Origin of the sequence: Arthrobacter sp. zg-Y40 (genome assembly GCF_020731535.1) — a bacterium.
Taxonomy (GTDB): Bacteria; Actinomycetota; Actinomycetes; order Actinomycetales; family Micrococcaceae; genus Arthrobacter_B.
In genome coordinates, this window is the sequence record NZ_JAJFZS010000014.1 from 1 (window position 1) to 20,318 (window position 20,318).

The following is a 20,318-nucleotide window of genomic DNA, read 5'->3' on the forward strand; positions in this document are numbered from 1 at the left end:
GCCAGCGTTCATCCTGAGCCAGGATCAAACTCTCCGTAAATGTTCATACAGACACAATGCCGGGGCCAAGGAAAATTGGCCGCCAGGCACTGCACTAAATTCGAAACCAGCTAAAAAAACCATTCCAGCCCACGGGGTGGGCGGAACAGTCGATTCAACCAATTAAAATAAATTGGTATCAATAAACTTGGCACACTATTGAGTTCTCAAACAACAGACTGCTTCCGGCACCAGCAGGCTGATCCATCAGGATCAAAGCTCTGCATCGCTCCGGAGCAACTTTTCTATCTTAGCCGCGCTTCTGAGTGAGTGTCAAACCGGCGTTTGTCCATCCGGCGAACCGGCGGGAAGACGTGCTCCCCCAGACTCACAACCGTTCGAACCTCTCGATCAGCGCGGGAATTAAGCTTAGCACGGTTTCTGCCTGGCCGCTTACGCATGCCAGGCAGAAACCGATCCCACCGGTTTCACCGCCGGTGCGCAGTACTACTGCTTGGGCATCAGGTACAGGACACCGAGCGGCGGGACGGTCAGGGTGGCCGAGGCAGGCTGGCCGTTGCACGCCCCTTCAACCGCCTGGACCACTCCCATATTGCCGACACCGGAGCCGCCAAACTCGGCGGCGTCGGTGTTGAGCGCTTCAACCCACTCCCCCGACCACGGCATCCCCAACCGGAAGTTCTCGTGCGGAGCGCCGGCAAAGTTCGCCACGCAGACCAACGGATTGCCCTGATGATCCCATCGGATGAAGGACAGGACGTTGTGCGCCCCGTCGTTCTCATTGATCCACTGGAACCCGGCGGGCTCGTTGTCCCGGTCGGACAGGGCAGGGGTGTTGCGGTAAATCTCGTTGAGCTGCTTCACCATCAGCTGGATGCCCTTATGCTGCGGGGTATCCGTCAGGTACCAGTCCAGCCCGTACTGCTCGGACCATTCCGCTTCCTGGCCGAACTCCGTGCCCATGAAGATCAACTGCTTGCCGGGGTGCGCCCACTGGAAGGCCAGGTAGGCGCGCAGGTTGGCCAGCTGCTGCCAGCGGTCACCGGGCATCTTGCGCAGCAGCGAACCCTTGCCGTGCACTACTTCGTCATGGCTGATGGGCAGCAGGAAGTTCTCGGTATACGCGTAAACCAGCGAGAACGTGAGCTTGGCATGGTGGTAGACGCGGTTGATCGGGTCTTCGGCCATGTACTCGAGGGTGTCGTGCATCCAGCCCATGTTCCATTTCAGCCCAAATCCGAGACCCCCCGTGCTCGTGGGGCGGGTGACACCGGGGAAAGCCGTGGACTCTTCGGCGATCATCACGATGCCCGGAACCCGCTTGTAAGCGGTTGCATTGACCTCCTGCAGGAAGGAGATCGCTTCCAGGTTTTCGCGTCCGCCGAACGCGTTGGGACGCCACTGGTCCGCAGGCCGGGAATAGTCCAGGTAGAGCATGGAGGCAACGGCATCCACGCGCAGGCCGTCAATGTGGAACTCCTCGAGCCAGTAAAGCGCATTGGCCACCAGGAAGTTGCGCACTTCGCGGCGTCCGTAATCGAAGATCAGCGTGCCCCAGTCGGGCTGCTCGCCGCGCAGCGGATCGCCGTGCTCGTAGAGGGTCTGGCCGTCGAACTTGGCCAGCGCCCAGGAGTCCTTGGGGAAGTGTGCCGGCACCCAGTCCAGGATGACGCCGATACCGGCCTGGTGGAGCCGGTCCACCAGGTAGCGGAACTCATCCGGATGCCCGAAACGGGCGGTGGGGGCAAAGTACGAGGTGACCTGGTAGCCCCAGGAGCCGCCGAACGGGTGTTCGGCCACGGGCATGAATTCCACGTGGGTGAAGCCCTGCCATGCCACGTACTCCGCGAGCTGGTCGGCCATCTCGCGGTAGTTCAGGCCCAGGCGCCAGGAGCCCAGGTGCACTTCGTACACACTCATGGGCGAGTTGTGCGGATCGCGTGCTGCACGCGCTTCCATCCACTCGGCGTCCTCAAACGTGTAGGTGGACTCGACCACGCGGGATCCGGTCAGGGGCGGCACCTCGGTGCCCTTGGCCATGGGGTCGGCCTTTTCCCGCCACACGCCGTCGCTGCCCAGGATTTCGTACTTGTAGCGGGCACCGGGTTCGACGCCGGGAAGGAAAAGCTCCCAGACGCCGGATCCGCCGAGGGAGCGCATGGCGTTAATGGCACCGTTCCAGCCGTTGAAATCGCCCTTGACGCGCACTGCCTGTGCATTCGGCGCCCAGACGGCGAAGCTCACGCCGTGGATGTCGCCGAGTACTGAGTTGTAGTGGTGCAGGTTGGCGCCGAGAACGGTCCACAGGTTTTCGTGCCGGCCTTCGCCAATCAGGTGCAGGTCCATATCCCCCAGTGAGGGCAGGAAGCGGTAGGGATCGTCGAACACCTGGGGTTCGACGCCGTCGTAGGTCACCTCTACCCGGTAGTCGGGCACAGTACCGGGGGTCCCTGCCTGAAGCGCGCCTACCCAGATGCCGTTGTACTCGTGCCGAAGCGGCAGCCGCCCGTCGGGCGTCACGGCAACGACTTCCTGCGCCAGCGGGCGCAGCGTCCGGATGGTCACCGTTCCGGACTCGTTTGCGTGGGCACCGAGAACGGCGTGCGGCTGGTAATAGCGGCCTTCGGATACGGCCTGCAGCACGTCTTCGGTCACGGGTACGGGCGCCGGGGCCGGTGCTGCTGTGTCCGGGTTGCCGGCAGCCGGAACATCGGGAGCCTCGGGTTCGGCGGTGGCTGCTGCGGACCGCGGCTTGCGGGGCTTATTCATGGTGCTCTCTTCCTGGCTGTCGTCGTCCGCACGCATGGCGTTCTCGGCCTGGGCCAGAATCTGCCGAACGGCTTTAGCCGGCACACTGACCCAGCGGGGACGGTTTCGAATCTCGTACACAACTTCGTACAGCGCCTTGTCCAGCCACAGGGCCAGGAACAGCGGGTCGCTGCGGTTGATGGCGGTGCCGGTTTCCTTCTCGTAGCCGCGCAGGAACGCATCCGAGGCGGCCGCAGCCCAGCGGTAGGCGGCCTCGTTGCGCTGCACGGCGTCAGCTCCATACTCTTCGCCGGCAGCATCTTCGCCGGCAGCGCCGTCGATCAGGGCGACGCCGGCTGCGTAGTCAATGGAGCGCAGCATTCCGACGACGTCGCGCAGCGGGGCATCCGGAACGCTGCGTTCCGCGGCAGGCCGCAGCGGCTCCCCTTCGAAATCCAGGACGATCCAGCCGCGCTCAGGTGCGCGCAGCACCTGGCCGAGGTGGTAATCGGCATGGATCCGCTGCAGGTTGGGCAGGGTCTGGAGGTTTCCGAGCTGCTCCAGCAGGTACTCCACGGCGTCCGCGAAGGGACCCACTGTTTCGCCGGCTTCTTTCCAAGCCCACCGGATCCGGGCGCTGAGCGCGGACAGGAACTCTGCGCGTTCAATCGCCGACGGCGGACGGCTGCCGAAAGCTGCCGCGAGCTGCTGGTGGATCCGGCCGGTGGCAGCCCCCAGCTCTTCGGCCTCTGCCGAGAAGTCCCTGCCCTCAAGGGCTGCCGCGGAAGCGATCCGCCAGGCGTCCTGGCTGCCGGGGAAAAATTCGCGCAGGACGGACAGGTGTCCGGTCAGCAGGGTTTCCCCCGTTTCGTCCGCAATATCCTTCCAGGTGCCCGTGACCCACCCGTACGTTGCCGGCACATCCACCGAGCCGACCTCGGTCAACCGGGCGCTGACCTCGACGTCGGGGCTGACGCCGGCGGCCACAACGCGGTAGAACTTGACGATCAACGGTGCCTCGGGAGCCTGCACGACCACCGAAGTGTTGGACTGTTCACCCTTAAGCAGCTTGGTGGGCAGCGGTTCCACAAACGGCTCCCAGTCCTCGAAGCCGTCCTGGGCAAAACCGTGGGTGTGGCCGTCCAGGGATGATGCCTGGGCCCGCATGAGTTCAAGCCAGGCTGTGACGAACACCGGGTCGGCGGTGGCGTCGTACAGCCACCGCTCCCCCAGTTCCTCGTGGTGCGCCCGTCCCAGCAGGGACGCTTCGAGTTCGGGCGCAGCGTTTGACCGGTAGCTCACCGGCACGCTGATCACATCCCGGCGGTCGCCGGAGACGACGGCGATGAGGTGCACTTCCATGCCCACCTCGCCGTCGGGATCCTCGAGGCGGAGGCCGCCGACCCGTTCCAGCAGCACATCCCGGCCCTTGGCCGGGAACCATCGCTGGCCGGGCAGCCAGGACGTCAGGATTTCGGGCAGGGACGGGTTCAGCTGGGTCATCGCCGTGCGGCCTCCGAGATTGGAATCATGGGAATAGCTTCGGTCTGCGGCGAAGAGGTGTCGGATTTCACCGACCGCAGGCGCAGCCAGTAGAAGTCATGGCTGCCCAGGGTCAGGGTCAGCGCCCCGTCATCCCCAATGGTGGGGAAGAGAGTGCCGCCGAAGGCATCGCGCAGGCCGCGGTTGGCAAATTCAGGCAGCTTCATGGACGCGGAAATAGGGTGCTGGGACAGGTTGAAGATGCACAGCATCGTCTCCCCCGGCTCTCCTTCCGGGTTGTTGTCCGGAAGCTCACGCACGAAGGCCAGGGCTGCCTCTGCGTCCGTGGGCACGTTCCGGTAGGACCCCAGCCCGAAGGCGGGGTGGGCCCGGCGGACCATGATCATCTGCCGGATCCAGTGCAGCAGGGAGCTGGAGCTGGCCAGCTGCGCCTCCACGTTGACGTGGTTGTAGTGGTAGACCAGCGACTGGACCACGGGCAGGTACAGCTTTCCCGGATCAGCCGTGGAGAACCCGGCGTTGCGGTCCGGGTTCCACTGCATGGGCGTGCGCGAGGAGTCCCGGTCTTCGAGCCAGATGTTGTCGCCCATGCCCAGCTCGTCCCCGTAGTACAGGAACGGGCTGCCCGGCAGGGCCAGCAGCATCGCGTGGATCAGTTCGATTTCGGAACGGGAGTTGTCCAGCAGCGGAGCCAGCCGGCGCCGGATGCCGATGTTGGCCCGCATCCGCGAATCCGGGGCGTACCAGCCGAGCATGGCCTGGCGTTCCTCATTGGTCACCATTTCCAGGGTCAGCTCGTCATGGTTGCGCAGGAAGGTCCCCCACTGTGCGCCCGGCGGGATGGCCGGGGTTTCCTCCATGGTCTGGATGATGGGGGCTGCCTTCTGGTCCCGCAGCGCGTAGAACAGCCGCGGCATGATCGGGAAGTGGAAGCACATGTGGCATTCGTCGCCGGTCTCGTCGCCGAAGTACTCCACCACTTCGTGCGGCATCTGGTTGGCTTCGGCGATGATGACCCGGCCCGGATAGTTTTCATCCACCATGGTCCGCAGGTCCTTGAGGAACCGGTGCGTGGCGGGCAGGTTCTCGCAGTTCGTGCCGTCTTCTTCGAACAGGTACGGGATGGCATCCGCACGGAACCCGTCGATGCCCTGGTCCAGCCAGAACCGGACGACGTCGAAGATCGCCTCGACAACCTTGGGGTTCTCGAAGTTCAGGTCCGGCTGGTGGCTGAAGAACCGGTGCCAGAAGAACTGCCGGCGGACCGGGTCGAAGGTCCAGTTCGATTCCTCGGTGTCCACGAAGATGATCCGGGCGTCTTCGTACTTCTCATCCGTGTCCGACCAGACGTAGAAGTCGCCGTAGGGGCCGTCCGGATCATTGCGGGACTCCTCGAACCAGGGGTGCTTGTCGGAGGTGTGGTTCAGCGGCAGGTCGATGATGACGCGGAGTCCGCGCGCATGCGCTTCGGCCACCAGGCGCTTGAAATCGCTGATGGTGCCGAACTCGTCCAGGACGTCGTAGTAATCGGAGATGTCATAGCCGCCGTCACGCAGGGGCGACTTGAAGAACGGCGGCAGCCAGAGGCAGTCGATGCCCAGCCACTGCAGGTAGTCGAGTTTTTCGATCAGGCCGCTGAAGTCACCTGATCCGTCCCCGTTCGCGTCCGCGAACCCGCGGACAAGTACTTCATAAAAAACGGCCTTGCGGTACCAATGCGGATCATTGGTCAAGCCGGGTGCGTGCAGTTGAAACGGGTTGGGCACTAGGAGTTCCTCCGAACGGACAGGATGTGCGCGGGTTCAAAATGGGCGTCAAGTCGGACGTAGTTGTGGGCTCCCCAGCGCCAGCTCTGGCCGCTGATGAGGTCATCCACCCAGAAGGTGCCGTCTTCATTGAAGTCCGCAGGGGTCAGGTGAAGGGCATCGAGGTCGAGGCTGACCGTGGATTCGCGGGCGCTGTGGGGGTCCACATTGACCACGATAATCAACGTGTCGCTGCTGGACGGATCACCGGGCCGGACCTGCTTGTGCTTGGAGTAGACCACTGTCGCCTCATCGGTGCTGGAGTGGACCGTGAGGTTCTCCAGGTCGCCCAGGGCGGGATGGCTGCGGCGGATCTCGTTCAGCCGGGTGATGTAGGGAGCCAAGCTGCGGCCCTCTGCTTCGGCGGCAGCGAAGTCACGCTGCTTGTACTCGAACTTTTCGTTGTCGATGTACTCCTCGGCCCCGGGCCGGGCCACATGTTCAAAGAGTTCGTAGCCGGCGTAGACGCCCCACAGCGGGCTGCCGGTGGACGCCAGCACCGCACGGATCTTGAAGGCGCCGGGCCCTCCGTACTGCAGGAACTCGGTGAGGATGTCGGGGGTGTTGACGAAGAAGTTCGGACGGAAGAACGCCGCCGAGTCGTGGGAGACCTCGGTGAAGTAGTCCTCGATCTCCTTGCGGGAGTTCCGCCAGGTGAAGTAGCTGTAGGACTGCTGGAACCCGGCTTTGGCCAGGGCATGCATCATGGGCGGGCGGGTGAAGGCCTCGGCCAGGAAAATGACGTCCGGGAACTCGTCATTGACCGTGCTGATCAGCCATTCCCAGAAGCGCAGCGGCTTGGTGTGCGGGTTGTCCACGCGGAAGATCCGCACGCCGTGGCTGATCCACAGGCGCACGATGCGCAGGATCTCCTGCGCCAGGCCCTCGTAGTCATTGTCGAAGTTCAGGGGATAAATGTCCTGGTACTTCTTCGGCGGGTTCTCCGCGTAGGCAATGGAGCCGTCCACGCGGGTGGTGAACCATTCCGGGTGGCTCTGCACCCAGGGATGGTCGGGGGAAGCTTGGAGGGCGAGGTCGATGGCCACTTCCAGCCCAAGCCCGCGGGCGGTGTCCACGAAGGCATCAAAATCTTCGAAGGTGCCCAGGTCCGGGTGGATGGCGTCGTGGCCGCCTTCGGCCGCGCCGATGGCCCAGGGCGATCCGGGATCCTGCGGGCCGGCGACCAGCGTGTTGTTCGGGCCCTTGCGGTGGCTGGTGCCGATCGGGTGCACCGGCGGCAGGTAGATGACGTCGAACTGCATGTCCGCCACGCGCTGCAGGCTGCGGGCGGCCGTGCGGAAGGTTCCCGAAGTCCACTCCCGTGTGGCCGGATCAAGGACCGCGCCTTCGGAGCGGGGGAAGAATTCGTACCAGGCGCCCCGGCCGGCAAGCTCGCGCTCCACCAGGATCGGGAACCGGTCAGAGCTGGTGATCAGGTCGCGGATGGGATCGCGGTCCAGCACTTCGGTCACTGCGGAGGTGGCAGCGGCGGCCAGGCGCTCCTCGACGGGCAGTCCGGTATCGGCGAGCGCTGCCGCAGCGGACCGCAGGACGTCTGCGTCGGACCCGGTGCGCTCCGCTGCGGCGGCTGCGAACAGGTGGTGGCCTTCGGTAAGCATCAGCTCGACGTCGACGCCGGCGGCGATCTTCACTTCCGCGTTGTGGTGCCAGGTGGCGTAGAGGTCGGCCCAACCCTCCACGGCGAAACTCCAGCGCCCGGTGTCTGCGGGGCGAAGCATTCCTTCCCAGCGGTCCAGGCCCAGGCCGACCGGGTGCATCCGGTTCCGGGCGGCCACGTTGCCCTGGGGGTCGTACAGCACAGCGCTGGCACCCACGAGGTCATGGCCTTCGCGGAATACGGTGGCACCGATGACCAGGTCCTCGCCCGGAACGGCTTTGGCGGGGAAACGGCCGTACTCAACCACGGGGGACACATTGGTAATGGGTATCCGGCCAAACCGGAGGTCCTTGGGCGGCAGGTCTTCTGGTGTCAATGCGCTGGATGTGGTCACAGACTAGACGTTAGCGAGATTTTGGGCAGAATGCTAAGGCAACGTACTTTTTGCGGGAATCGCCGCAGGTGGGCCCGGGTTTCACCTGCTTTTCAAGGCCTGCGGGAAATTCCGTTGCTTTTGTCAGTTATTCCGGTTTATGCCGCCGCGAAGTGCGCTAGCCTAACCGGGGTGAAGGCAATCCGCAGATTTACCGTCCGCACTGTCCTACCTCCCAGCATTGAGCCCCTCGGGCGGCTGGCCTGGAATTTGCGCTGGTCCTGGCACCAGCCCACGCTCCGGCTGTTCGAGAGCCTGGACCCCGAAGCCTGGCGTACCAGCGGCGGCGATCCGGTGAAGCTGCTGGGCACCGTAAGCCGGGACAAGCTTGAGCGCATTGCCCAGGATGAGCATCTGGTCTCCGTCATCCAGGACCTGGGCGAAGACCTCGACAAATACCTCCATGAACCGCGCTGGTACCAGGGACTGGGCGAGGACGCTCCGCAGTCCATTGCCTACTTCTCCCCTGAGTACGGCATCAGCGCCGTGCTGCCGCAGTACTCCGGCGGCCTGGGCATCCTGGCCGGCGATCATTTGAAGGCCGCCTCGGACCTGGGTGTGCCGCTGATAGCCGTCGGGCTGCTCTACAAGGCCGGCTACTTCAAGCAGGCGCTGTCCCGGGACGGCTGGCAGCTCGAAACCTACCCCGTGCTGGATCCCAACGGCCTGCCGCTGACCCTGCTACGGGAGGAGGACGGCAGCCCGGCCAAAATCGCCCTTCCGCTTCCGGACAACCGGCAGCTGACGGCACAGATCTGGCGCGCCGACGTCGGGCGGGTTCCGCTGCTGCTGCTGGACTCCGACGTCATCGGCAACGACGACGCCGCCCGCGGCATCACCGACCGGCTCTACGGCGGCGGCGGAGACCACCGCCTGCAGCAGGAACTGCTGCTGGGCATGGGCGGGGCCAAGGCGCTGCGTGTGTTCCAGCGGCTGACCCATGCTCCCGCGGCTGAGGTCTTCCACAGCAACGAGGGCCACGCCGGGTTCCAGGGCGTGGAACGGATCCGGGAGCTGATGGATGAGGGCATGACCTGGGAGGAAGCACTGACCGTTGCCCGCGCTTCCACGGTCTTCACGACCCACACCCCGGTGCCGGCCGGCATTGACCGGTTCGAGCAGGCCCAGATCCGCCATTTCTTCAGTGCCGGGCTGGCCCAGTCGGTCCCCATGGACCGGATCCTGGCGCTCGGCGCGGAGAACTATGAGGGCGGCGACCCGTCCAAGTTCAACATGGCCGTGATGGGCCTGCGGCTGGCGCAGCGGGCCAACGGCGTGGCGAAACTGCACGGAGAAGTGTCCCGGGAAATGTTCTCCGGCCTCTGGCCCGGCTTCGACGTCTCCGAGGTGCCCATCACCTCGGTCACCAACGGCGTGCACGTCCCCACCTGGATTGACCCGGAGGTGACGGCCCTGGCCAGCGAAAAGTTCGGTGTGTCCACCGTCCACGACCGCGACTGGGGCCGGGCATACGAGATCGACGACAAGGACCTGTGGGACCTGCGGCGGAAGCTGCGCAGCAACCTGGTGCAGGACGTGCGGCAGCGGGTCAAGAACGCCTGGCGCAAGCGGGGGGCTTCGGACGCGGAACTGGGCTGGAGCGAGCACGTCCTGGACCCGGGCGTGCTGACCATCGGCTTTGCGCGACGCGTGCCCACCTATAAGCGGCTGACCCTGATGCTGCGGGACCCGGACCGGCTGAAGGCACTGCTGCTGCATCCGACCAGGCCCATCCAGGTGGTGGTGGCGGGCAAATCCCATCCCGCCGATGAGCAGGGCAAAAAGATGATCCAGGACCTGGTGCGTTTCACGGACGACCCGGCGGTGCGTCACCGGATTGTGTTCCTGCCCAATTACGACATTGCCATGGCACGGACCCTGTTCCCCGGCTGCGACGTGTGGCTGAACAACCCGCTGCGGCCGTTGGAGGCATCTGGAACGTCCGGCATGAAGTCGGCCATCAACGGCGGCCTGAACCTGTCCATCCTTGATGGCTGGTGGGATGAAATGTACGACGGCAACAACGGCTGGGCCATTCCCTCCGCCAACCCCAGCAAAGGCACCCGCACCCGGGAGGTGTACAGCGCGGACCAGCGCGACGACATCGAGGCGGCAGCACTGTATGACCTCCTGGAGAACTCGGTGGCACCCATGTTCTACGGTGCCGAGCCCCCCGCAGATGCGGGCGCGGCCGGCCCTTCCGAACCGCCCGCCGATTCCCTGCCGCACGAGTGGCTGGAAATGGTCAAGCACACCCTCGCGGACCTGGGCCCGAACGTCTCCGCCTCGCGGATGCTCAAGGACTATGTGAACCGGCTGTACCGGCCGGCAAGCTCGTCGGGGCGGGCCATGACGGCGGAGGGATACTCCGCCGCCAAGGAACTGGCCCTGTGGATCACCCGGGTCCGGGACGGCTGGTCCACCGTGCAGGTGGAGCACGTGGATTCGGTGGGTGTCAGTGAGAACCCGCAGATCGGCGACAGCCTGACCGTACAGGCCTACGTCTCCCTGGGTTCGCTCCGGCCCGAGGATGTCAGCGTGGAAGTGGCCTACGGCATGGTCACCGAAAATGACCGCCTGAGCGGACACCGGCTCCAGGAACTGTCTCCGGAGGAGGACCTGGGCTCGGGACGGCACATGTTCAAGGGCACCATCCGGATTGAGCAGGCCGGACCGTTCGGCTACACCGTTCGGGTGCTCCCGACCCATTCAGGCCTGGCGTCCAAGGCCGAGCTGGGGCTGGTGGCCAACGCCTCTTAGCCGGTGTTGCACGGATGGGTACCGTACCGGCGCGGCCCGTCCATGACCGGCTAGGCGGCGCGGTAGAGGCTGATGGAATTCGCGGGCACAGTGTCCGTCTCCCCGGCCGGCAGACGGACACCGTGCCGGTTTGCCTCGCCCGGGACATCGGCGGTGGAAAACACCAGTTCGTACCCCAGGTCCGTACCGTCGGGTCCTGCTCCCGCGTCCTGGCTGATGCCGGCGTCCCTGCGCGCCGCTGACAGGGCTTCGGCGTCCGGCAGCCGGATCCCGACGTCGTGCAGCCCGCCGTTGAGCACCACCGACCCGTTCAGCGCCCCGTCGCCGGACCCGATCAAAACCTGCACCAGCCGGGTGCGCGGGTCATTCCAGCGTTCGGGGGTCATGGGTAAGCCGTCCTGGTCGAACCAGAGCAGGAAGGACTGCCGCGGGTCCGCCGGGAAGTGGTACGGCTGCCTGGCCAGGTATTCGCGGCGCAGGCGCAGGAGCGTGCGGGTGGTCGAGAACATCCGCCGGGCGGAGTCGTCGAAGTCCCAGTGCAGCCAGGAGAGCTCATTGTCCTGGCAGTAGGCGTTGTTGTTGCCGCGCTGGCTGCGTCCGGTCTCGTCGCCGGCAGTCAGCATGGGAACGCCCAGGGACAGGGTCAGCGTGGCCATCAGATTCCGGGCGGTGCGGGCGCGGCCCGCGTTGATCCGCTCGTCGTCGGTGGGCCCTTCGACGCCGTGGTTGTAGCTGCGGTTCTCGCCGGTCCCGTCCCGGTTTTCTTCCCCGTTGGCCTCATTGTGCTTGCGCTCGAAGGTGGTCAGGTCGGCAAGGGTGAAGCCGTCGTGGGCGGTGATGAAGTTGATGGACGCCAGCGGGGTGCGGCCGGACCCGGCAAACAGTTCAGAAGAGCCGGCCAGCGCACCGGCCAGCCGGCCCATGGAACCGCCTTCGCCGCCGGCGGCCAGCGCCGCCTGGTCCCGGAGCCAGAAATCCCGGGCGATGTCGCGGAAATGGTCGTTCCAATCCGCCCAGCCCTGCGGGAAGCGGCCGGTCTGCCATCCGTCCGGGCCCACGTCCCACGGTTCGGAAATGAGTTTTACGTCCTGCAGCACGGCATCCGCCGCCACCGCCACCAGGAAGGGGTGCCGCGGGTTGAACTTTCCGTCACCGTCGCGGCACAGCGTAGGTGCCAAGTCGAAGCGGAAACCGTCCACCCGGTATTCCTGCACCCAGTGGCGCAGCGAATCCAGGGCCAGCTGGACCACACGGGGCTCGCTGAAATCCAGCGTGTTGCCGCAGCCGGTGGTGTCCACGTATCCGCCGTCGGGACCGTGCCGGTAGTAGGTTTCATCCCCCAGGCCCCGCCAACTCAAGGCCGGCCGTTCGGCCTTGCCCTCGGCGGTGTGGTTGTAGACCACGTCCAGCAGGACCTCGATGCCGGCTTCGTGCAGGGCCTTGACCATTGCCTTGACCTCGTCCTGCACGGCCTGGGCACCGGCCCGGCGGGCAGCCTCCGTGGCGTACCCGGCATGCGGGGCGAAGAAACCGAGAGTGTTGTACCCCCAGTAGTTGGTCAAACCCAGCTCCTGCAGGTGCAGCTCATCGGCGTGGAAGTGCACCGGCAGCAGTTCCACGGCGGTGATGCCCAGGTCCTGGAGGTACTGGACCATCACCGGGTGCCCCATGCCGGCGTAGGTTCCGCGGAGCTCTTCGGGGATTCCGGGATGCAGCATGGTCTGGCCGCGGACATGGGCCTCGTATATGACCGTGTCCCGCCACGGGGTGTACGGCCGCGTTGAATCACCCCAGTCGAAAGCGGAGCCAGTGTAAACGGAGAAATAGACGGGGTCGGAGCCACTGTCTGCTTCCTCTATGCCGCGGCCGTAGGGATCCAGCAGCAGCTGGAACCCTCCCGGCTCCGCGGGAAGGTCCGCACCCCGCGGCCAGAAACCGTACCGGCTGCCCGGCCGCAGCCCGAGGACCCGGCCGTGGTGGATGCCCAGCACCGTGTCCGTGAGCGGCGCCGATTTCCAGCTGCCCGGCGCCGTCTCGTAGTAAATGTCCAGCGCGGGCACGCCCGGAGCGTAAACGGACACGTTGACGGTTCCGGGCACCTCCGGCACACCGGGCACCGCGTGCCGGAGGCCCAGCGGAAGGGGCCGCGAGTCCCGCTTCGGTGCGCTGCCCGCGGTGGTGCCGGTAATCACGTGTGCCATGGTGCCCTTTGCTGCCGGAGGCGGAACCTGAGGACTAGGCGGAGCGCTGCCGGGAAATTTCGTACAGGGTAATGCCCACAGCCATGGAGGCGTTGAGCGACTCCATGGCGGAATCGATCGGAATGGATACGATCTGGTCGCAGTTCTCGCGGACCAGGCGGGAGAGGCCCTTGCCTTCGGAGCCGACCACAATGCAGATCGGTTCCTTGGCCAGCACGATCGACGGCAGTGACACGTCGCCGTCGCCGTCCAGTCCGAGGACAAAGATGCCCATCTTCTTGAACGTCTTCAGGGTGTTGTTCAGATTGCCTGCGCGGGCCACGGGAACGCGGACGGCAGCACCGGCACTGGTCTTCCAGGCCGACGCGGTGACCCCCACGGCACGCCGCTCGGGCACGATCACGCCGTGCGCGCTGAAGGCGGAAGCGGAGCGGATGATCGCGCCGAGGTTGCGGGGATCCGTGATTCCGTCCAGGGCCACGAAGAGCGGCGCGTTGCGGATGTGCCCCTTCTTCCAAGCCTCGATGGTTTCGGAGGCAAGGTCCGTGGGATCAGCGTATTCGTACGGCGGGATCTGCAGGACCAGGCCCTGGTGCACGGCCTCGTTGGTCATGCGGTCCAGTTCCGGCTTGTGCGTTTCCATCACCGGCAGGCCGCGTTCGGCGGCCATTTTCAGGGATTCGCGGACACGGTCGTCCATGTCGATGCGGACGGCAACGTGGAGGGCCTTGGCGGGGATGCCGGCACGCAGGGCTTCCACCACGGAGTTGCGGCCGGTGACGACCTCTTCGGCGACCTTGCCGCGGACGTTGGTGCCGCTGCGGCCGCCGGCGCGGGAGTCGCCGCGCTTGGCAGCGGAGCGCTCGGAGAGCTGCTTGTTCTTGAACGCCTTGTGGTAGGGGCGGTCTTCAGCCTTGGGTGTGGGGCCCTTGCCCTCGAGGGCCTTGCGGCCGAGCCCGCCGGTACCGCCGCTGGGGCCCTTCTTGGCTTTGCGCATTGCGCCGGGACGTCCATTGTTGGCCATCGGTTACACCTTTACTAGAAGAAAGCATTCCCTTTCAGTTTACGCAGTGTCCGGCCGGGCTGCAGGACACCCGCTCCCGGGTCCGGGGGTTCGGCTCAGGCGAAGCTCCAGGACGCGCCGTCGGCAGTGTCCTCCACAGTGATGCCCACCGCGGCCAGCGCGTCACGGATCGCGTCGGCGCGGGCCCAGTCCTTCTCCGCCCGGGCCTGCCGCCGCTCGGCCAGGCGGTCCTGCACCAGGGCGTCCAGGGCGGCGTCGGCGGGCGACGACGACTCGGCCTCACGGGCATCGTCCAGTCCGAGGACGGACGTCATCGCCAGGACGGCGCGGAGCGCCTGCCCGGCAGCGTCGGCGTCGTTTTCGGCCAGCGCCGTGTTCCCGGCGCGCACCGTCTCATGCAGCACGGCCAGGGCCTGCGGCACGTTCAAGTCATCATCCATTGCCGCAGCGAACGCCTCGGGAACGGCCTGTGGCCCGGCATCAGCCGCGGATGCCTTGGCGGATGCCTTGGCGATAAACCCGTCGATGCGCTCGACGGCGGCAGCGGCCTCCTGCAGGGAGGTGGGCCGGTAGTCCAGCACGGAACGGTAGTGGGCCTGGCCGAGGTAGTAGCGGACCACCCGCGGGCTGGCCGCCTCCAGCATTTGAGCCGGGCTGACGGTGTTGCCGATGGATTTGGACATCTTTTCGCCCTCGAAGGTGACCATGCCGTTGTGCATCCAGAAGTTGGCGAAGCCGTGGCCCGCGGCCTGGGACTGGGCCATCTCGTTTTCGTGGTGCGGGAACCGCAGGTCCAGTCCGCCGCCGTGGATGTCGAACTCGGTGCCGAGGTATTTGGTGACCATGGCAGAGCACTCCAGGTGCCAGCCGGGCCGGCCGCGGCCCCACGGGCTGTCCCATGCGGCCGTGTCCGGCTCACCCTCTTTATGCCCCTTCCACAGCGCGAAGTCCCGGGGGTCGCGCTTGCCGCGGGGACCGGCGTCGGGCGCGGCCTGCATGTCCTCGATGCTCTGGTGGGTCAGGGACCCGTATTTTTCCCAGGAGCGCACGTCGAAGTACACGTCACCGGAGTCATCCAGTGCCGGGTAGGCGTGGCCGCGCTCGATCAGCGTGGCGATCAGGGCGTGCATTTCCGGGATGTGCCCGGTGGCGCGCGGTTCATAGGTGGGCCGCTGCACGCCGAGGGTGTCATAGGCCCGGGCGAATTCCTGCTCGAAGCGGTACGCCAGCGCCCACCACGGCTCGTCCGGCACCACGCCGGGGGCCGGGTCCGCGCCGACGGAATCGGCGGCCTTGGCCAGGATCTTGTCGTCAATATCCGTCACATTGCGCACCACGGTGACCTGCAGGCCGCGGTACCGCAGCCAGCGGGTGAGCTGGTCAAAGGCGATGGCGGAACGGATGTGCCCTACGTGCGGGAGTCCCTGCACGGTGGCACCGCAGTAGTAGAGGCTGGCCTTTCCCTCCACCAGGGGAACGAAGTCCCGGACCTGCGCTGTCGCCGTGTCATAGAATCTCAAGCTCACTGCTCTAGGCTAGCCGAAACCGCCCGTGCCCGGTTCCCGGATTCGCTGGGGGTCAGCGGGTTGCGGAGGCGACGACGGCGGTGGCCACGGCGGCGATTCCCTCGCCCCGGCCGGTGAAACCCAGTCCGTCGGTGGTGGTGGCGGAGACGCTGACGGGTGCACCGGCCGCCGTACTGAGGACCGCTTCGGCTTCGGCCCTGCGGGGGCTGAACTTGGGGCGGTTGCCGATCAACTGCACGGCGATGTTGCCGATCTCGAACCCGGCCTCGCGCACGATCCGCGCCGCCTCGCGGAGCAGCACCACACCCGCGGCGCCGGCATATTCGGGGCGATCGGTGCCGAAATGCGTGCCCAGGTCACCCAGGCCGGCAGCGGAGAACAGCGCGTCCGCTGCGGCGTGCGCCACCGGATCGCCGTCGGAGTGGCCGGCCAGGCCGCGTTCATCCTCCCAGTGCAGGCCCGCAACCCACAGCGGCCGGGGCGCGGATTCGGGGGTGAAGGCGTGGACATCCACGCCAATTCCAGTGCGGGGCATGCTCATGTCAGTTCTCCGGATGCCGGTAGCCGCCGGAAAGGATCGCTTCTGCGAGCACCATGTCCAGCGGGGTGGTGATTTTCAGGGACAGTTGGGATCCTTCGACCACGTAGACCTCGACACCCAGGGATTCGGCCAGCATGGCGTCGTCCGTCACGGAGGCAGCCTGCGCCTCGTCGAAGGACAGTGCGGCGTCGTGGGCCCTGCGGAGCAGGGCGGCCTCGAAACCCTGCGGTGTCTGGACGGCGCGCAGCCGGGAGCGGTCCGGGGTACCGGTGACGCGGCGGGCGGCCCCCGCGCCGGCAGCCGGCTGGACGGGCTCGGTGTCCTTGATGGTGTCCACCACGGGCACAGCGGGGATGACTGCCTGCGCGCCGTCCGCCAGTGCGGCAGCTACCCGCAGGAAAACCTCCGGAGGTGTCAGCGCCCGGGCGGCATCGTGGACCAGGACGGCGTCTAGGTCCTGCGGCAGCACGGCCAGCGCGGCACGCACCGATTCGGGCCGGCTGGCTCCGCCGTCGACGGCCCGGAGGTCCGGGCATCCGGGGGCGGTGAACTCGGGGGCGGCGCAGATGCCGCGCATCACGTAGTCGCCGGCAGGCACGGCAACCACAACCGCGGAGGCGATGCCTGCGGCAGATACTGCACGAAGGGTGTGGGCGAGCATCGGCTCACCGGCGAGCGGAACAGCTGCCTTGGGGATGCCGTAGCCCAGGCGCTGGCCGGAACCGCCGGCTACAACAACAACGCCGATGCGCCGTGGGGAGGAAAATGATGGGGACACCGTTCCACCTTAGCGGCGGAAAACGGCCGGAAAACAACAATTGCCGGCCCCGAAGGACCGGCAATTGCAGGAAAATGAATCGGTAGCCTAGCTTGCGAGTACCTCGTCAAGCACAACTGCCGCCTGGTCTTCATCCGTTTTTTCAGCAAGTGCCAGTTCCGAAATAAGAATCTGGCGTGCCTTGGCGAGCATTCGCTTCTCGCCTGCAGACAGCCCGCGGTCATGGTCCCGGCGCCAGAGATCGCGGACGACCTCCGCTACCTTGACAACATCACCTGACGCGAGCTTTTCCAGGTTTGCCTTGTACCGGCGCGACCAGTTAGTGGGCTCTTCAGTGAGCTCGGCCCGCAGTACGTCAAAGACGTGCTCCAAGCCTTCCTTGCCCACTACATCGCGCACCCCAACGAGGTCGACGTTCTCAGCCGGTACTTCAATGGTCAGATCACCCTGGGCCACCTTAAGCTTGAGATACATTTTCTCTTCGCCCTTGATGGTTCGCATCTTGATCTCTTCGATCTTCGCGGCACCGTGGTGAGGGTAAACAACTGTTTCGCCAACCTCAAAAACCATGTGGTCTTTCCCCTTTCCCGGCCCTCAGTTTACCAGAGATGCGACACGCCGAGTAGAGTTTTCGCAGGTCAGGTACCTCTTGGCGTCCCGGGTGGGTAGTATTCCGCCTCTTGCAGGTAGTTTGATGCGCCTGCCGCACCCTCCGGAACCGACCTCGGAATCCAGTTTTTCCCCGTTTAGCCGATAGGCTAGGCACCAAAGATAGCCTCAGGTCCGTAGACCGTAATACTTCAGGAGTTTGTGCTGTGAGATTCACACCCAAGAACCGGGTCCGCCGCGCCGCTGCGGCCGGCGTCATCGCGCTGGGCATGCTGGGCACGGCAGGTTGCAGCGCTGTGAACGAACAGGCAACCACCCGCGAGTACTCCCCCTCGGACGGCATTGTCGAGAACGTGGGCGACCTGCAGTTGCGCAACCTGTTGGTGGTCAGCAACGGCAACGGTGATCCGGGCCGGCTGATCGGCACCGTCCTGAACGATTCCTCGAACTCCCAGTCCTTCACGCTTGCCGTGGGCGGCTCCACGCTGACGTGGAACCTTCCGGCCGGAGACAAGGTCGTTTTCGAGGAGGAATCCCCCGAGCGAGTGACCGTCAGTGCCGTCGAAGTTCCCGCCGGTGACGGCATCGACGCCCAGCTGCAGATGGGCGCTGAGAAGACCGGCCTGAACATTCCCGTGGTCAACGGCGACCAGCCGTTCTACCAGCAGTACCTGCCCTCCCCCACGCCGTCGGAGTCACCCTCCGTGGTTCCCTCGGACGAGGCCACCGACGCAGGCACAGATACCAACAGCGAGACGGGAACGGCACCGACCAGCCCCTCCAACGGCTAGGACATTCCATTCCCCGAAGGGGGCCGGCGCTTCGGCACCGGCCCCCTTCGTTGTTTCCCGCGCGTCGGTGCCGGTTCGAACGCGGGTTCAGGCCTCGAACTTGTAGCCCAGCCCGCGGACGGTCACCAGGTGCCGCGGCGCCGAGGAGTCATCCTCGATCTTGGCCCGCAGCCTCTTCACATGTACGTCCAGGGTTTTGGTGTCGCCCACGTAATCGGCTCCCCACACCCGCTCGATCAGCTGCCCGCGGGTCAGCACCCTGCCGGAGTTTCGCAGCAGCAATTCCAACAGCTCGAACTCCTTCAGCGGCAGCTGCACACCGGCACCGTTGACCTGCACCACATGCCGGTCAATATCCATCCGAACCGGTCCTGCCTCCAGTGCCGCGCCGCCTGAATCGGCAGCCTCACCGCGCCGGCGCAGGACGGCCCGGACCCGGGCCAGCAGTTCACGGGAGGAATAAGGCTTGGTTACGTAGTCATCCGCACCGATCTCAAGTCCCACCACCTTGTCAATCTCCGAATCACGGGCGGTCAGCATAATCACCGGCACGTCGGAACGCTGGCGGATCCGGCGGCAGACCTCGGTGCCGGAAAGCCCCGGCAGCATCAGGTCCAGCAGGAGCAGGTCCGCGCCGGACTGTTCATAGACGGCGATGGCGTCCGTCCCGTTGTCCACCACATCAACGTCGAATCCCTCCCGCTTCAGCAGATAGGAGAGGGGGTCGCTGAAGGACTCCTCGTCTTCGACAATCAAGATCCGGGTCAAGCGGTTGCTCCCTGCTTCGATTCATTTGTATCGGCTATGTCCATTTCCGGAAGCCGCACGGTAAAGGTTGATCCGTGCCCGAGCCTGGACCACAGGTCCACCTCGCCGCCGTGGTTGGCCACCACGTGCTTGACGATGCTCAGGCCGAGCCCGGTGCCGCCGGTATGGCGGGAACGCGCGGCGTCAATGCGGTAGAACCGTTCGAATATCCGTTCCTGTTCCTCCGGAGCAATACCGGCACCCTGGTCGGTGACCGCCACTTGGGCCATCCCGGCCCGGGACTGCAGGCCTATTCCCACCCGGCTGCCCTCGGGAGAATACCGGATGGCGTTGTCGATCAGGTTCCGGAACGCAGTGGTGAGCATTTGGGCATCGCCGAAAACGGCGGCGTCGGACTTCCCACCCAGGACCACCTCAATGTTCTTGTTCTCCGCGTTGGACCGGTTCGCTTCGACGGCGTCTTCCAGGACGCGGTTCACGTCCACCGGTTTCGCCCGGTCCACAATGTCGGTGCTCTGCAGCCGGGACAACTCAATGATGTCCTGCACCAGGGCGGTCAGGCGGCTGGACTCGCGGTGCATCCGCCCTGCGAACCGGCGGACCGCTTCCTCGTCTCCCGCGGCGTCGTCGAGCGCTTCAGACAGCAGCGAGATGGCACCCACCGGGGTCTTCAACTCGTGCGAGACGTTGGCGACGAAATCATTGCGCACTTCCTCCGTGCGGGTGATTTCGGTGCGGTCGTCAGCGAGGATCAGGACATATTCCTCCCCCACAGTGGCAACGCGCACCTGCAGGATCAGCGCCCCTTCCCCCAGCGGGCCGCGGGGCAGTTCCAGCCGCGCCTCCTCGATGACGCCGTCACGCCGAACCCGGGCGCACATGGCCAGCAGGCTGTCGTTGACCATGGTGTGCCCGCGCACCAGGCCGAAAGCGTAAGCACCGGGACTGGCCCGGACCACACCGTCGACGGCGTCGGCCACGATATAGGCACGTCCGATGACGCCCAGGACCTCCGCCGCGCCCTCGGGCACCGTGGGTTCCGAAACATCGGCCAATTCCCGGCGCTTGCGCTGGCTCACTTCGTAGGCGAGGACACCGAAGGCACCAACGGCCAGGCCGAGCGCTCCGGCCAGCAGCGCCAGCAGTACAGGATTCACCTTCCTAGCTTAGGCACGCGATTCCCGGCCGGAACGATTCCTGATGGCTTTGGCCG

Annotated in this window: 13 protein-coding genes; 2 read left to right on the top strand and 11 right to left on the bottom strand. The window is 65.8% G+C overall.

The window, feature by feature from the left end:
• Nucleotides 1-486: 486 nt before the first annotated feature.
• Genes glgB through LJ754_RS13910 form a run of 3 tightly spaced genes read right to left on the bottom strand, consistent with a single transcriptional unit; the run spans nt 487 to nt 8,068 of the window.
• The gene (glgB, locus tag LJ754_RS13900) at nt 487-4,251 is read right to left on the bottom strand and encodes a 1,4-alpha-glucan branching protein GlgB (RefSeq protein ID WP_227927038.1); all 3,765 of its coding nucleotides are present in this window, start codon (nt 4,249-4,251) and stop codon (nt 487-489) included.
• The gene (gene treS, locus LJ754_RS13905) at nt 4,248-6,017 is read right to left on the bottom strand and encodes a maltose alpha-D-glucosyltransferase (RefSeq protein WP_227913333.1); all 1,770 of its coding nucleotides are present in this window, start codon (nt 6,015-6,017) and stop codon (nt 4,248-4,250) included. Before treS ends, glgB begins: the two co-directional genes overlap by 4 nt.
• Nucleotides 6,017-8,068, bottom strand: a complete 2,052-nt coding sequence (locus LJ754_RS13910; protein ID WP_227927039.1) for an alpha-1,4-glucan--maltose-1-phosphate maltosyltransferase — start codon at nt 8,066-8,068, stop codon at nt 6,017-6,019. Before LJ754_RS13910 ends, treS begins: the two co-directional genes overlap by 1 nt.
• 171 nt (nt 8,069-8,239) lie before the next feature.
• On the opposite strand from LJ754_RS13910, the gene glgP reads away from it, so the two are divergent.
• Complete coding sequence (gene glgP, locus LJ754_RS13915; protein ID WP_227927040.1) at nt 8,240-10,867, top strand: alpha-glucan family phosphorylase; 2,628 nt, start codon at nt 8,240-8,242, stop codon at nt 10,865-10,867.
• Between the two features lie 50 nt (nt 10,868-10,917).
• On the opposite strand, the gene glgX is transcribed toward glgP, so the two are convergent.
• From glgX to LJ754_RS13945, 6 genes are all read right to left on the bottom strand, one after another.
• Nucleotides 10,918-13,068, bottom strand: coding sequence for a glycogen debranching protein GlgX (gene glgX, locus LJ754_RS13920; protein WP_227927041.1), 2,151 nt, complete (start codon nt 13,066-13,068; stop codon nt 10,918-10,920).
• Between the two features lie 34 nt (nt 13,069-13,102).
• Nucleotides 13,103-14,092, bottom strand: a complete 990-nt coding sequence (gene rlmB, locus LJ754_RS13925; RefSeq protein WP_227913330.1) for a 23S rRNA (guanosine(2251)-2'-O)-methyltransferase RlmB — start codon at nt 14,090-14,092, stop codon at nt 13,103-13,105.
• A gap of 95 nt (nt 14,093-14,187) precedes the next feature.
• Nucleotides 14,188-15,618 (bottom strand): cysteine--tRNA ligase, encoded by a 1,431-nt coding sequence (gene cysS, locus LJ754_RS13930; RefSeq protein WP_227913329.1) that lies wholly within the window; start codon nt 15,616-15,618, stop codon nt 14,188-14,190.
• Nucleotides 15,619-15,670: 52 nt separating this feature from the next.
• The gene (gene ispF, locus LJ754_RS13935; RefSeq protein ID WP_227927042.1) at nt 15,671-16,159 is read right to left on the bottom strand and encodes a 2-C-methyl-D-erythritol 2,4-cyclodiphosphate synthase; all 489 of its coding nucleotides are present in this window, start codon (nt 16,157-16,159) and stop codon (nt 15,671-15,673) included.
• Between the two features lies 1 nt (nt 16,160).
• Nucleotides 16,161-16,937, bottom strand: a complete 777-nt coding sequence (gene ispD / locus LJ754_RS13940) for a 2-C-methyl-D-erythritol 4-phosphate cytidylyltransferase (RefSeq protein WP_227927043.1) — start codon at nt 16,935-16,937, stop codon at nt 16,161-16,163.
• A gap of 87 nt (nt 16,938-17,024) precedes the next feature.
• Entirely contained in the window at nt 17,025-17,507 is a 483-nt protein-coding gene (locus tag LJ754_RS13945) for a CarD family transcriptional regulator (RefSeq protein WP_227913326.1), read from the bottom strand.
• A 245-nt stretch (nt 17,508-17,752) separates the two neighbouring features.
• Between LJ754_RS13945 and LJ754_RS13950 the strand changes: the two genes are divergently transcribed.
• The gene (locus LJ754_RS13950) at nt 17,753-18,337 is read left to right on the top strand and encodes a hypothetical protein (protein WP_227927044.1); all 585 of its coding nucleotides are present in this window, start codon (nt 17,753-17,755) and stop codon (nt 18,335-18,337) included.
• Nucleotides 18,338-18,424: 87 nt separating this feature from the next.
• Here the strand turns inward: LJ754_RS13950 and LJ754_RS13955 are convergent, their stop codons facing one another.
• Complete coding sequence (locus LJ754_RS13955) at nt 18,425-19,105, bottom strand: response regulator transcription factor (protein ID WP_227913324.1); 681 nt, start codon at nt 19,103-19,105, stop codon at nt 18,425-18,427.
• Nucleotides 19,102-20,262: a sensor histidine kinase gene (locus LJ754_RS13960; RefSeq protein ID WP_227913323.1), complete on the bottom strand. Its 1,161-nt coding sequence runs from the start codon at nt 20,260-20,262 to the stop codon at nt 19,102-19,104. Before LJ754_RS13960 ends, LJ754_RS13955 begins: the two co-directional genes overlap by 4 nt.
• Nucleotides 20,263-20,318 lie beyond the last annotated feature (56 nt).

Bases quoted from the DNA above. Each gene is read 5' to 3' on its own strand.
- glgB (WP_227927038.1), bottom strand. From the start codon at position 4,251: ATGACCCAGCTGAACCCGTCCCTGCCCGAAATCCTGACGTCCTGGCTG.
- glgX (WP_227927041.1), bottom strand. From the start codon at position 13,068: ATGGCACACGTGATTACCGGCACCACCGCGGGCAGCGCACCGAAGCGG.
- rlmB (WP_227913330.1), bottom strand. From the start codon at position 14,092: ATGGCCAACAATGGACGTCCCGGCGCAATGCGCAAAGCCAAGAAGGGC.
- ispF (WP_227927042.1), bottom strand. From the start codon at position 16,159: ATGAGCATGCCCCGCACTGGAATTGGCGTGGATGTCCACGCCTTCACC.
- LJ754_RS13945 (WP_227913326.1), bottom strand. From the start codon at position 17,507: ATGGTTTTTGAGGTTGGCGAAACAGTTGTTTACCCTCACCACGGTGCC.